Annotated in this window: 11 protein-coding genes; 4 read left to right on the top strand and 7 right to left on the bottom strand. The window is 52.0% G+C overall.

What is annotated here, in order from left to right:
• Nucleotides 1-116 precede the first annotated feature (116 nt).
• Nucleotides 117-1,238 (top strand): alanine racemase, encoded by a 1,122-nt coding sequence (locus AC27N8_RS33805; protein WP_487073855.1) that lies wholly within the window; start codon nt 117-119, stop codon nt 1,236-1,238.
• A gap of 9 nt (nt 1,239-1,247) precedes the next feature.
• Here the strand turns inward: AC27N8_RS33805 and AC27N8_RS33800 are convergent, their stop codons facing one another.
• The 6 genes from AC27N8_RS33800 to AC27N8_RS33775 all read right to left on the bottom strand — a co-directional run bounded on the left by AC27N8_RS33800 (nt 1,248) and on the right by AC27N8_RS33775 (nt 7,549).
• Complete coding sequence (locus AC27N8_RS33800) at nt 1,248-2,666, bottom strand: rhodanese-like domain-containing protein (protein ID WP_487073853.1); 1,419 nt, start codon at nt 2,664-2,666, stop codon at nt 1,248-1,250.
• Between the two features lie 155 nt (nt 2,667-2,821).
• A complete protein-coding gene (locus tag AC27N8_RS33795) occupies nt 2,822-3,733 on the bottom strand; it encodes an ABC transporter ATP-binding protein (RefSeq protein ID WP_487073851.1) in 912 nt (303 codons plus the stop codon).
• Between the two features lie 30 nt (nt 3,734-3,763).
• Nucleotides 3,764-5,299, bottom strand: coding sequence for an ABC transporter permease (locus AC27N8_RS33790; protein ID WP_487073849.1), 1,536 nt, complete (start codon nt 5,297-5,299; stop codon nt 3,764-3,766).
• 300 nt (nt 5,300-5,599) lie between these two features.
• Nucleotides 5,600-5,929, bottom strand: a complete 330-nt coding sequence (locus AC27N8_RS33785) for a hypothetical protein (protein WP_487073847.1) — start codon at nt 5,927-5,929, stop codon at nt 5,600-5,602.
• Between the two features lie 50 nt (nt 5,930-5,979).
• Nucleotides 5,980-6,261, bottom strand: a complete 282-nt coding sequence (locus AC27N8_RS33780) for a hypothetical protein (RefSeq protein ID WP_487073845.1) — start codon at nt 6,259-6,261, stop codon at nt 5,980-5,982.
• Between the two features lie 832 nt (nt 6,262-7,093).
• On the bottom strand, nt 7,094-7,549 hold the full coding sequence (locus tag AC27N8_RS33775; protein ID WP_487073843.1) for a toll/interleukin-1 receptor domain-containing protein: 456 nt from the start codon (nt 7,547-7,549) through the stop codon (nt 7,094-7,096).
• A gap of 206 nt (nt 7,550-7,755) precedes the next feature.
• Between AC27N8_RS33775 and AC27N8_RS33770 the strand changes: the two genes are divergently transcribed.
• Nucleotides 7,756-8,226 (top strand): hypothetical protein, encoded by a 471-nt coding sequence (locus AC27N8_RS33770; RefSeq protein WP_487073841.1) that lies wholly within the window; start codon nt 7,756-7,758, stop codon nt 8,224-8,226.
• A 27-nt stretch (nt 8,227-8,253) separates the two neighbouring features.
• On the opposite strand, the gene AC27N8_RS33765 is transcribed toward AC27N8_RS33770, so the two are convergent.
• On the bottom strand, nt 8,254-9,423 hold the full coding sequence (locus AC27N8_RS33765; protein ID WP_487073839.1) for a magnesium transporter CorA family protein: 1,170 nt from the start codon (nt 9,421-9,423) through the stop codon (nt 8,254-8,256).
• A gap of 243 nt (nt 9,424-9,666) precedes the next feature.
• On the opposite strand from AC27N8_RS33765, the gene AC27N8_RS33760 reads away from it, so the two are divergent.
• Together AC27N8_RS33760 and AC27N8_RS33755 are read left to right on the top strand one after the other, a co-directional pair.
• Entirely contained in the window at nt 9,667-10,056 is a 390-nt protein-coding gene (locus tag AC27N8_RS33760) for a PPOX class F420-dependent oxidoreductase (RefSeq protein ID WP_487073837.1), read from the top strand.
• 694 nt (nt 10,057-10,750) lie between these two features.
• Nucleotides 10,751-13,321: a discoidin domain-containing protein gene (locus tag AC27N8_RS33755; protein WP_487073835.1), complete on the top strand. Its 2,571-nt coding sequence runs from the start codon at nt 10,751-10,753 to the stop codon at nt 13,319-13,321.
• Nucleotides 13,322-13,418 lie beyond the last annotated feature (97 nt).

The following is a 13,418-nucleotide window of genomic DNA, read 5'->3' as shown; positions in this document are numbered from 1 at the left end:
GGCGCTACGTCGGGTTTCATACCTCTGCGGTGGAAGAGATCCACAACTCAACGTAGAACGTGTATACCTGGAACAAAGGATCATTTATTTGGAAGGTATTAAATCTGCCCTGATGCTTGGATGAAAATAACAGGAGGTTACATATGCATGTCGATGAATTAGATACTCCGGCTGTGGTCATCGATGACACGATCGCGACAGCGAATCTACAGCGGATGCAGGCGCTGGCGGACCAACATGGAGCCGTCCTGCGTCCACACATCAAGACCCATAAGAGCGCCTATTGGGCAAAAAAGCAGATCGAGCTGGGTGCCGTGGGGATTACGGTGGCCAAGTTGAGCGAGGCGGAAGTGCTGGCTCAGGAGGGGATCGCGAATATCTACATGGCCTATCCCCTGATCGGGAAAGCGAAAATTGCTCGCCTGCGCACCTTGCTCACAACGTCGAAGGGATACTTTCGCTTTACAGTGGACAGCGAGACCGGTATCGACGCGCTGGCCGAGGCTGTATCCTCCCTCGACCGCACGCTTGATTTCATGATCGAAGTTGATAGCGGCATGCATCGCTGCGGAGTGATGTCGCCTGCCGATGCGGTACGGCTCGCGGAATATTCGCGTCGGTACGCCGAACTGCATCTGGTCGGGATCATGACCCATGCCGGTCACGCTCACGATACGACCAATGAGGCCACGATAAGAGATATCTCGAAAAGAGAGACGCATATCATGCTGGAGACGGCACAGGCTCTGCAAGCTGCTGGCTTCGCCATCACGGTGATCAGCGCGGGATCGACCATCACCAGCCAGGATGCGCTACTCGTCCCCGGCCTGACCGAGATCCGTCCGGGGACCTACATCTTCAACGATCTGCGCACCGAAGAGCTGCATCGCTGCGAAATGTCCGACATCGCCGCCACCATTATTGCCACCGTCGTCAGCCGTCCCACGCCCGAGCGGCTCGTCCTCGACGCCGGCTCTAAGACGCTCACGCCGACCCGCGATGATCGTTTCGGCTACGGGATCGTCCCCGCTTATCCAGATCTGCGCATCGCCAGATTATCCGAAGAACACGGCGTCTGCGAGGTAGAGGCGACAAATCCGCTCAAAATTGGCGATCGGGTCGAGATCATGCCCGTTCACATCTGCGTGATCATGAATATGTGCCGGGAGACATATCTCCGACACGGAGACCAGATCCTACATCCCATCGCCGTCGAAGCCCATCTGAGAAACAGGTGAGCGAGCATGTTATATGTGGGCGACCAGGGCCGCGGATTTTTGCCAGGCCTGGAAGCCACCGCTCAGGCTAAAGATGTTGGTACGTCCGTGGGCTTCGAGCAGGCTCGCTCCGATGGCCGAGCGCGTTCCTCCCTGGCAGAGCACGACAACTGGTCGGTCAGTTGGTATCTCGCTCATACGCTGCACGAGGTTTCCCAGGGGAATATTGTGGCTGCCTGGGATAAACCCATGGGCATATTCATCTGTGGCACGAACATCAACAATTGTAGCAGCATCCTGTTGCAGTAATGTCTGTACATGAGGCACATCGATAGGCGAGCTTTGAGCGAAAGCATTTCCTTTACGTTGCCAGGCGCTGATATCTTCACGTGTCCAGAAGCCTGTGATGTCATCCAGGCCGATAAAGCGCAGCTGGCGAGCAGCCTCATCGACTTCTGAGGCGTCCCCGATCAGTAGAAACGGTTGATCGTAGGGGATAAGCCATCCCGACCAGGTGAGAAAGGGTCCAGTAATAGGGAGTGTGATCGTTCCCGGAACGTGTTCGGCGGCATATTCGTCGGCCGGGCGTAGATCGATGATCATGGTTTCAGAGGACCGATAGGTATCCAATTGATCAAGCGGCAGGCGGCTCGGCTGGATACGCGGATGCAGTAACGTGGGGCTATCCCGATTAATGCGTTTCATGACGGCGAAATAATGGGGCGGTTCCGGTTGTCCAGCCAGGACAGCGTCGACAAAGCTTTCTTGATCTCTCAACTCGAAGGCCCAGTTAAAACGCCTCTCATATCCAAGCGTGCTCTGCGGGACAGCTCCCAGCGCCCGACCACAGGGACTTCCAGCTCCATGGCCAGGCCAGATCTGGAGATAATCAGGGAGAACGCGGAAGCGTTGTAACGTCTGGAAGAGACTCCTGGCTGCATCCTCCTTATTCCCTGCGACACCTACCACTTTCTCCAGCAGATCAGGACGGCCAACATCGCCCACAAACAAGAAATCGCCGGTACAGATACCCATCGGCTCATTGGCCTCAGACGTATCCGTGATCAAGAACACCACGTGCTCGGGAGTATGTCCGGGGGTAGCAAGCACGTCCAGCTGGATATGTCCAACCATGAACTGATCACCGTTGTAGAGCGGAATCGCTCCGGCCTCCTGACTATACTGATAACTCCATTCATCTGGCCCTTCGTTAGAGAGATACAGGTCGGCACCGGTCCGCAGGGCAAGCTCATAGGCCCCGGATACAAAGTCCGCGTGGATATGCGTTTCAGTGACGGCAACGATCTGTAAGCCTTCACGTGCGGCGGCCTCGATATAATAATCGACGTCCCGATGAGGATCAATCACCACAGCTTCTTTGGTCTTGGAGCAGCCAATCAGATAGCTGGCCTGAGAGAGTTGTGCTTGATATAATCTTTGTAAAATCATGGTACAGACCTCTTTTTTTTATCGCATAGATAGACCTACACATTTGTTGTTTATAAATCTTTTTATCCTACGGGGTGACATAACATAAAGGCGCGTATACAAAAATGAAAGCAGAGATACAAGCCCTGATCAGGCTTGCTCCCTGCTTCCGAAAGTTAAGCGCGGCGTTTTTTCTTGCGCGTCTGAGGAACATTGCGTACCGGTGTTGTATAGTTCTCCAAAGCCTCGATCATGCCATCGTCGAGACGCATACGCACATCGGCAATATTGGCGGCGCCCGCATCGTGGGTCACGACGAGGACAGTCCTGCCCTGCTCCGCAAGCGATTTGAGCAGTTGAATGATCAGCTTCCCGTTCTTGGAGTCCAGATTTCCGGTGGGCTCGTCGGCGAGGATCACCTTGGGATCGTTCGCCAGGGCGCGTGCGATGGCGACGCGCTGCTTCTGTCCACCGGATAGCTTGCCCGGCTTGTGATTGTGTCGATCTTCGTTGATGCCGACCTGGATCAGGAGGTTTTTCGCCTTTTCCGCCATGGCCCGATGCGATTGATGCCCGGCTAATTGCATCGGCAGAATGACGTTCTCAAGCGCGCTCAGATTAGGGATCAGGTGGAACGACTGAAAGACAAAGCCGAGCTTCTGACGGCGGAATAGATGCTCCTGACGCGGCGAGAGCCGACGGACATCGACGCCATCAACGATCAGCTCGCCAGATGTAGCTTTATCCAGACCGCCCAATATATACAGCAGCGTCGATTTTCCGCAACCGCTTGGACCCATAATCGTGATAAATTGGCCTTCTGTAAAGGTAAAGCTGACGTTGTTGACGGCTTTGACGGTTTCTCCCAGTGACTTGAAATACTTGCTCAGTCCCTCGGCATGAATCGTGACCTTCTTCTCGTTGGCTTCAGCCGCTGGACGAAAATTCCCTTCAGGCACTGTCTGAGCGGTCACAACTGGTCCGCTCGACACAGATGGCTGAGTTGACTGCTGTTCACCTGTCTCCAGATCGTCCTGCTCATCGGCAGAGGTTTCTTCTTGCTCAATCGGCGAGAGTTCTGCATCCATGTTCTTCTATCCTTTGCAATGCTGCTGCGATTAGTTGCCTTTTCTGAGGACAACGGCAGGCTTGATACGCGCTACATACCAGGCCGGGATGACGCTCGTAAGGACCGCTAAAGCAATGCCGAATCCTACGATGATCAGGACGGTCTCCAGGTTCAGAGTGGCCGAGGCGATATGGACGTTGGTGAGCGTCGTTGATGCTCGATTAAAGAAGCCTCCGCCGAAACCACGTCCGCCGCCACCTGTCGCAGTTGCGGTCCCTGTACCACCGCCGCCGCCTCCGCCACCACCAAATCCGTTGAAGGTGCGACCACCTAAGGCAGCCGTGCTGGCATTAGTCGTAGCGCTCGTAGTATTCACATTAAACTTATCCGAGATCATCGGCCCGAAGGCAGCCAGTAGAATGATCCCGATGATGGCTCCCAGCGCACTCATGGCGAGAACTTCTCCCCAGAACTGTCTGATCACCTGCCAGTGCGATGCTCCGATCGCCTTCAAGATGCCGATCTCACTGGTGCGCTCCCGCACCACGATGAAGACGGCGAAGATGATCACAACAACCGCCACGACGACGGAGACGATCAGTGCCAGATAGATGCTGTTCTGTGCCACACTGAGGGCGCTAAAGGTGCTCTGATAGGTGTCTGCAGAAGTCACCACATCGTATTTCGAGCCCAGCGTCGTCTTTAATTTAGCCGCCGCCGTATTCACCTCATCATAGGTCGTCGCGTAGGCCGTGATGGAGTCGACACCATTGACTGAGTACAGGCTTTGCGCCACGCTCAAGGGGATCACAATCGTATTCCCCGCAATTTGATCGGCGGTGCCGGTCGTGCCGGTCGTATACAAAGCCACCAGCTTGAAGGTTTTGCCCTTGATCGTAAAGGTCGAGCCAACTTTGAGCTTATTGGTATTCGCCAATGTTTGACTCATCATCGCCACATAGTCGCTTGATCCATTGGTTAGAAAGCTCGTTCCAGAGACGATCTTCGGCGTACTTCCTGTCCCCAGGGAGTAATGCGTCGCTCCATTTGAGATGCCATAGACCGTGGGCGACAGGGTGATCTTGTTACCATTGGGGGCTGTGATCGAGCCAGCAGTCAACTTACCGTCAGTATCCGTCTGGCGAACCGTCTCCTCCGTACTGGTGATACCAGCCGTCTTGCTGACCGTCGTCACGACCGATGTGGGGATAGGGGTCGTCGTGATGTTGCCAAAACCACCAGTATTCCTAGGCGGTGTCGTCGCGCCAGGAGTGCCGGTACCACCACGGTTACGACCCGTCCCGGTGCTGGGAGTCCCAGTACCACCAGTCCCCGTGCCTCCACCGCCGTTGGCTCCATTGCCACCAAAAGTGCCACCAAATTGGCCGGCATTGTTCTCCGCGTAGTTGATGGTGATCGATGTCCCCACTTGCGCGTGGACGCTGGCAATCTCCTGCTGCGCACTGTTGTTCAAACTCGTCATTGCCGCTACAAACATCAGGCTTGCTCCCAGCAGAACAACGACCAGAACCAGGCGAACGGGATTGCGCAGCACATTCGCCATGCCACGTAAAATGATACCCATAGAAATAAATAGCTCCTTCTGAAAAGTAGAGATCTGTTGACAGGTATATAGTTGATAAATTTTAAACAGTTCCTGGCGAGTAGATCAAAATACCTTTTGATGCCAGTATAGAGGAGCAAGATCAAATATCTATCAGGGGGTTGTAAAAAAAGTGTGTGCTCATTATCAAGAGAACTGAAAAAATAACCTCATCCCTACCATAACACACGAATCGTTAAGGATGAGTCAAGACACGAAAGGGCACATCCGCATAATGTCTCCATTATCCAATCGCACAGAGCGCGAAAAGTAAAGGATATGCTACACGCCCACATAGGACATCAATGTGCCACCGGCAAGCAAAAAGATGATACTGAAGAAAGGAAAAGATAAGATAATAAGGTTGCTTTTCGCAAACGGTTGCTCAAGCTCCAAAGCCAGGCAGTGAAAAGAACCGAGCAGAACCATAAGCGATCCAACAAGCTCAACGCCCTTATCCGAATAAATGAAGCCTGTCCATTGCACATAAAAGATAGAGAGAAACAAAACGAGGAAAGGAATGTGAGGCAAAAAGATCTGCATAAAGAAATGTGGCAGACGAAACCGTTGCAGGCAGTAGTACAAAAGATAGATAAAAAGATACAGATTCATCACAAGGCTAAGTGCATCAATAAGCCAAAAGCAAAATCTTATCATATCGTTCACCGCTTCTGCCACGGCTTGACAGGCTTGCGCTGCTTACGCACATGTCGGCGTTGATAACGCAGGCTGCCTTGCGGACGTGGATCTTCCAGTTCAATGTTGAAGCGCACACCTCGAAACTGATTGTACGTGGTAGCGCCATCGCGGAAACGCGGCCCCACATCAATGACATTTCTGCCCTGGCGAGTTGACGTTTTTCGGCCTCTGATTGTGAAAACTATCCACAAGAGCGGAACCGTAGCCACACCCAGCACGCTCAGAATCGTTATCAGTACCATCATAGCGAACGTACAACCCCTTTCTTGCCTCTAGTCCAACAGGGGATCACACAAAAATACACTTCCAACAAGGAAGACGTAAATACTGTATATCTATCAAAACGCTCTCTATTCATAATCTCCAGGCCAATAGATTTCCCTCTCTGTGGAGTTGAATGATCTCGCAGGCTATACGCGACATGTTGGCACCCAGAGCCTCTCTCTCAGGAAAACACCCAGAAGTGGTCTTGAGCGCTATGTGACCTCACAGGGGCGTAAAACCCATAGGTGCGAACGTAAGCGAGCTCAGAGAAAAAGAGCTCCACGCGTTGATAAAATGTGTCTTTTAAATCAGTATTGATTGAAAAACCGCAAATGTAGCACAGGGGTTTTACGCCCCTGTGAGGTGCCATAGCGCAAAAGATCCCCTATTGATCATATTTCCAGGGAGGCTCTGTAAGCTGAACATGATACATAAGTGGCATGGGCACCTCACAGGGGCGTAAAACCCCTTTGAGGTGCCATAGCGCAAAAGATCCTCTATTGATCATATTACCAGGGAGGCTCTGTAAGCTGAACACGATACATAAGTGACATGGGCACCTCACAGGGGCGTAAAACCCCTGTGCTACATTTGCGGTACGTCAAGACATAAGTGTGATTCATGCCACACAATTGTTGAAGAAAAGATCGTGATCGCTTACATTGGATCACCGGGTATAGTTATCTAGACCGATTTCGCTAACAGAGTCATGAATGCAGGGGTACCCGCGTTGCGAGTTGAAAAATATGGATGCTTCGTCCTCGGAAGCAAAAAGAGCCGACAGTGCACCATCAGGAATAAATAATTTATCCTCTATATATCAAGTTCTTTAATGATTTTCGCAATCCCTCGCACGATATCGGTGAAAGCGGCATCGCGATCCTTCCACGACGTCACGGGCTTGGCATTCTTCGGCAAGGCCTGCAAATCTGCGAAGGGAGCTATCTGCCAGTAGCAGGGACGCAAGATAATCGGGATCACCCTGGCCTCGCCAGATGCATGCCGTTTGAGCGCTTCGGCCACCTCGACATTAAAGCAATAATCGGACGCCAGAAACGAGCTGCTGATCAACAGCAAAATAATCCGAGCCGAGCGTAAGTGATTGTGTATCTCATCCGACCACTGCGCACCGGCGCTGATGTTACGATCATGCCAGCCACTGATCAGATTTTGCCGCTGGAGCAGAATCAGATGGTCGTCAAGTTGATCACGAAGATTTTCATCTTCATGGGTATAGGAATAGAAGAGTTCGAGGGGTTGATGCGTCATTTTATCAGCACTCCTTGCAAGCCTAAAAGCGGCTTAAATGAATCACATGCCATGCATGCTATCAGTATAACGGATGAGAGCCGAGATATTTATATTCAAACTGTTAAAAGTAAGCGGATCAGACCATAGTTTTTCGTCAATATGGGCATCGATGGTATAATTGAAGTGATACCGTCATTGCTAACAAAACAAAGGAATACTATTTTATGAAACGCTTACGCTCTATTTTCAGTATTGCGATCCTTTTGGCTTGTCTGCTATTTTCAGCGCCTTACGCGGCATCGGCGGCAAGCATGGACAAGCAAGCGGCTGCGGACGATCCTCCGATCGCCACCTGCACGCCTGGAAATTATCATCACATGGACAGCAAAATGATCGTTGATATGACCTCGCGGGCTCCGCTCGGCTATGTGGAGATTGAGGCCGATGGCTGTGGCTGGGTCTGGGCTCATGCCATGTCTTCATATGTACCAGGAAATGGCAACATCAACCATCTTGAGCTGCGCTACGCCTCGACCGGCAATCTCATCTCAGCCGCGCAATTCAACGGCTCCAATTACAATGCCACGATCCATTTTCAAACCAACGGAGCCTGTGTCTACGCCATTGGCGTGATCCAGGTTGGATATCCACCCTACTGGGGCAGGCAGCCAACCGCGTGTACCTACGGCTACTAAGCTGCTCGGCCCCGCCAGGCATCACGCTTAGAGCCAGCCTTGATGGCGGAAGCGCCAGATGATGGCAATGCTTACACAAACGATACTGCCAACCATCAGAAGAAAGCCGACGGTATGCGTGAGGATAGGGATGTCCTCAATATTGTAGGTGCTGAAAAAGGTGAGGATGACTGTGGCTGGCAGCAGGATAGTTGAGACCATGGTTAGAATCTTCATGATGCTGTTGGTGCGATGCGAGACGTGCGAGACATAGATATCAAAGATGCCATTGACCGATTCTTTGGCGGCCATCAAGCTATCGATTAAGCGATTGAGCCGCGCTTCGAGGTCGCGATAATAGAGCAGCACGTTATGCTCAGCAACGTAGTGAAAATCTGGTCGCTGGAAGACGGAGAAGACTGAGCGATGCTGGGCGGCGACCTGACTTAGTGCAAAGGCATAGCGCTTGAAATGCAGCAGATCGGTCAGAAAGCTATCGGTCGGATCGATCAGGGCACGCTCTTCCATGCGCTCAATCTGCTCCTGGATGCGCACATTCAGCTCCTCATAGTAGGCCAACAGTTCGTCGAGCACAATGTAGAGCAGAAAGGTCGATTCGATCGCGCTCTTCTCGACGTGCAAGGAGAGTCGCGCCAGAATTCTATCGGCAAAGGACAGCGGATCTTGATGGGCGGTCAATAAGAAATGATCCCCCACGATCAGACTCAACTGGTGTGCGCGGACACGGTAGGTCGGACGCGTTTCAAGCTGCGGAATGATGGCCGTGACAAAAAAATGATCGTCAAAGACATCCAGACGCGGACTCCCGCTCCCCGTGAGGATCATCTGGACTGCGCTGGCATCGATCTTTAAGACTTCCGCCAACAACTGCAAATCCTCCGCCACCGGCCTGGAAAGATCGATCCAGAGATAATTCTCTTCATCGGTAATCAGCTCAGGCAACAACTCAACTGCCAGATTTTGTGGCTTCTCGGTCCCATGAAACACATAGCCCATAAACGTAGTCAGTTGCTGCGCCTCCGCCTGCGCACCCATCATCCCCTTATCAAATGCGAGCACATCCGACATCAACGTCGTCGTCGTCGTGCCAGGCGTATATCCTCCCGCGATCGTCGTCTGCGTGCGAGCCTTTTTATATCGGACCGGCAAGCGGGATAATCTTGTCAAAAGTCGACTGCGGTTGCGACGTTCCTTCATAGCTTCAGTTTCCACTCGCTCATCATTTATTTGCATTATTCCCTTTTTCTTGGAACTATAAGAAAACCCAATCGAGAAAGCCTCAAGTATAGTACGTTGGAAGCCGGGAAAACATCGACAAATCCCCACCGCTCCACATGCGAGCCTCCTTTTGGTCCTCGATAGCACGCTGTGATACGATAATAATGACGATGATACTAAATGAAGCTATGTATGTAGAAGAGAAAGGATGGTTTTTTCTTTATGGCAGACTTAAGTAATCCAAAAGTTCAAAAAATACTGCAATCCAAAGCATTTGCACATCTCGCCACCATCGGAGTTGACGGAGATCCACAATCCTCCCCGATGTGGTTTATCTGGGATGGTGAGCATATCAAGTTCACACATACCACCACGCGCAAAAAATATCAGAATATCAAGCGTGATCCCCGTGTCGCCATCTCGATCACCGACTCCGATGATCCCTACATCTACGCCGAATTTCGTGGCACCGTCGAGCGCATCGAGGAAGATCCAACTGGAGCCTTCTACGATACACTGGCCAAACATTATGGCGCTCCCTGGGGCTATGCGGGCGATCCACGCGTCATCTTATACATCAAGATTCTACATGTCGTCGGACAAGGCTTGTAAAGTACCACAGACATCCGAAGTGAGCTATCGGCTCACTTCGCAATTCGCTTGATCGCCAACGTAGCACCGTGGTCTTGTGCCCAATACACTTCAGTTAGCCAATAGCTCTCTTGGCACTTGCCACAAATGCTCGCCAACGTAGCGCCGTGGTCTTGTGCCCGGCGACCAGTTCACGTACGAAAACGTCCAATATCAGGCTCTGTATACACAATTGCCTGTCATTTTGGACAAGAAGAACAGGCAGAATGATCGTGCGATGAAGATCTTTCTCTTCTTTCGACATTGAGCAACAAAATTGAACGTTACGTACGTCACGAGTCCGCCGGATACGTCGCAATCAAGAATAACAGGCAAAACGATCTTCGTAGCATGATCTCTCTTCTTTCGGCATCGAGTGGCAAAGGCAAACGTTACGTACGTCACGAGTCCGCCGGGCACAAGACCACGGCGCTACGTCTGCTTGCTCTCTTCAGGGAAGCCATTATGAGCTCCCCTATTCTACGTTCAATTTCATATGTATAAGAGATATAGAGCGCTGACGAAGATGTATTTTTGGTCGCGCTCTATATAATTATTCTGAAATAGCATAATAAGTTACTGCCTGCCCTCATAAACATCAGTACTTTTTGAAATTCAGTTATTCATGCTTTTCATGTTCTTTTGGGATGACAAGATAGCGGAAGAAGGCATTGTAATGATACATCAATCGAAACAGCGTATAAAACATCGGACACCTCAGCGCCCCTGGCTCTGTCTATTGGCACTCTGCATCCTGTTGCTAGGAGGTCAGTTCCTTACCTTTGCTCCAAGGAGTTCTAGCGTACAGGCGGCCGCGACACCCAAAATGTTGAAAGGCGCTGCATATCCGATCCAGACCAGGCCAGCTCCAGCCGTTATCCATACACCCATGCGTAGAAACGATGGCGGCATCGATGCCGCCGTGAGTATGACAGCACCCAATGCAAATTATACGGTCGGCGCTACCGTTACGTACTCAGTGGCAGTATCAACAATCGCACTAACAGATACAATTTCATCCAGTACTTCGATCGATATCACCGTGCTGTTACCGCTTGGACTCACCAACGTAGCAGTTAGCGGCTCAAGTTGGACCCTCAATTCGTCGGCTGCGACCAGCCCCTCATTAGTCACGGCATCGTACACAGGCACGTATCCAATTCCCGCGTCGACCACACTACCGGTCATAACGATCACCGGAATTGTGGCCGTCTCTGCCGGTACGTCGTACACCAGCACTGCCAGTCTGGCGGTCCCTGGAGATATCAACAGCGCAAATAACACATCGACATACACATTTACGATCGGACCACAGACTCCGACAGCGACGCCAAGTCCCACGCCCACACCCGTTGGGATTGATCCAGCTATCCTGATCTCGATACCACAGGCATCTTATGCCATCGGTGCTACAGTCACGTACAGCACCATCGTCGGGATAGTCACCTCGAACTCAGATCCGATCACAGCAGGAACCCCAATCACGATTACAATTCCATTACCGGTTGGCCTGACAGGTATCACCGTCGGTAGTGGGAACACCTGGTCGGTACACGCATCGTCAATGGCAAGCCCTTCGTTAGTCACAGCCACATATGAAGGCACCTACCCGATTGTATATCCAACCGTGCTACCAGCGATGGTAATCACAGGGATCGTCAGTGCATCTGCGGGCAGCACATACTCCACCACAGCGAACTTAACCGTCCCCGGAGACAACGACCTCTCAAATAATACCTCGACAGCTACATTCACAATCGGGACCACAACACCCACAACGACAGCATCTCCCACCAGCACTGCGTCCCCGACCGGAACTCCTACCACCGTTGCAGCTCCTACCAGCACGCCTACCGCCATTGCATCCCTGACCCCTACGCCTAATCTGGCGCTCGATGGTCAAACCACGGCCTCCTCAACACTACCGGGATCATCATCGGCCAATGCCGTCGATGGGAACCCTGCCACCAGCTGGTCATCGGGAGAGGGTGGTGGACCTCAATGGCTGCAAGTCGATCTGGGGAGCATCCAGGCAATCAACGAAGTAAAACTGCTGTGGGGAGCAGCCTATGCCTCGGCCTATCAGATCCAGATTTCCAATGACGGCACAAACTGGACAACGATCTCCAATCAGACAGGAAGAAGCGGTGGCACCGACGACTTAACGGGTCTGAGTGGATCTGGTCGCTACCTGCGTGTCTACGCCACAGCATATCCCGGACTCAATATTACGCTCGACGAGCTTGAAGTATTCGGGCCAGCCGCCGCAAAACCCAATCTCTACACAGCCATCAGTCATGCAGGAGGAGCAGTCTTCTCGGTTGGACAGACCATCAATTATACGATCACCACCTCCAATCCGGCTGGAGGCGTCGCGGAAAATCAGATCGTGACGACAACCGATCTGCTTCCCATCGGCCTGACTAACATTGTGGTGACCGGAGACAACTGGCTAATCACCAACAACAACACAATCAGTCCCACCATCATCAGCGCCGTCTATACGGGAGCCTATCCCATCGCAGCCGGCACAACCCTGCCACCTCTCTACATCAGAGGCACATTGACCAATGAAGCCGTCCCAAGCTTTACCAATCAGGCATCGTCGAGCTCGGTTGATGATCCCAACACCGCCATCGACACCATCACCGTACTGCCAGCCACAGCGCTCGCAGCTTCCGACCTGACGATCACACAGATGCACCTGGGCAGCGATCCCTTCAAAGTCGGGCACAAAGTTACCTACATTCTGACCGTCTCCAACGCGCTCAATACGTCAGGCGGAGCCTATCCCATCAACGTCACCGAAGACCTACCCGCTGGCTTGAAGGATATCCAGGTGCGAGGAATTGGCTGGAGCTTTGTATTCAATGAGATCGTCAGCCCTACGCTGATCTCCGCTCACTATCTCGACACGTCCGCACTGGCCGCAAAGGCGTCGCTACCATCGATCATCGTTACCGGCACCCTAACGGACGACGCGGTCCCAACATACATGACAACAGCTATCGTCCATACAATTAACGATGCCGACACGAGCAACAATCGGGACGTCAATGTGATCGATGTTGAAAAAGACCATCACGACGATCGACAGGACACTAATCATAGTGACCAGAGCGAAAGCCCCAGCAGCGCGACGAGTGGAAGCTCATCATCGTCATCATCATCCAGCGGTAGCAACTATCCCGGACTCCCGCTGACGGGAGGCAATCCAGGCGAAGCAACAGCGCGTATTCACGCCTGATCACACCAGAGATCAACCTTCCCTAAAAAGTGGATCATGAAAAGATAGCGAAATAACATAAAAAGATGATTCTTGGTGACTATCTGTATAATTAAAC

This window comes from Dictyobacter sp. Z7_2, assembly GCF_057551105.1.
Note: the sequence above shows the minus strand (reverse complement) of the source record. Positions and strands in the feature narration are given on the sequence as shown.

Bases quoted from the DNA above. Each gene is read 5' to 3' on its own strand.
- AC27N8_RS33795 (WP_487073851.1), bottom strand. From the start codon at position 3,733: ATGGATGCAGAACTCTCGCCGATTGAGCAAGAAGAAACCTCTGCCGAT.
- AC27N8_RS33775 (WP_487073843.1), bottom strand. From the start codon at position 7,549: ATGACGCATCAACCCCTCGAACTCTTCTATTCCTATACCCATGAAGAT.
- AC27N8_RS33790 (WP_487073849.1), bottom strand. From the start codon at position 5,299: ATGGGTATCATTTTACGTGGCATGGCGAATGTGCTGCGCAATCCCGTT.
- AC27N8_RS33760 (WP_487073837.1), top strand. From the start codon at position 9,667: ATGGCAGACTTAAGTAATCCAAAAGTTCAAAAAATACTGCAATCCAAA.
- AC27N8_RS33765 (WP_487073839.1), bottom strand. From the start codon at position 9,423: ATGAAGGAACGTCGCAACCGCAGTCGACTTTTGACAAGATTATCCCGC.
- AC27N8_RS33800 (WP_487073853.1), bottom strand. From the start codon at position 2,666: ATGATTTTACAAAGATTATATCAAGCACAACTCTCTCAGGCCAGCTAT.
- AC27N8_RS33755 (WP_487073835.1), top strand. From the start codon at position 10,751: ATGATACATCAATCGAAACAGCGTATAAAACATCGGACACCTCAGCGC.
- AC27N8_RS33785 (WP_487073847.1), bottom strand. From the start codon at position 5,929: ATGAATCTGTATCTTTTTATCTATCTTTTGTACTACTGCCTGCAACGG.
- AC27N8_RS33780 (WP_487073845.1), bottom strand. From the start codon at position 6,261: ATGATGGTACTGATAACGATTCTGAGCGTGCTGGGTGTGGCTACGGTT.
- AC27N8_RS33770 (WP_487073841.1), top strand. From the start codon at position 7,756: ATGAAACGCTTACGCTCTATTTTCAGTATTGCGATCCTTTTGGCTTGT.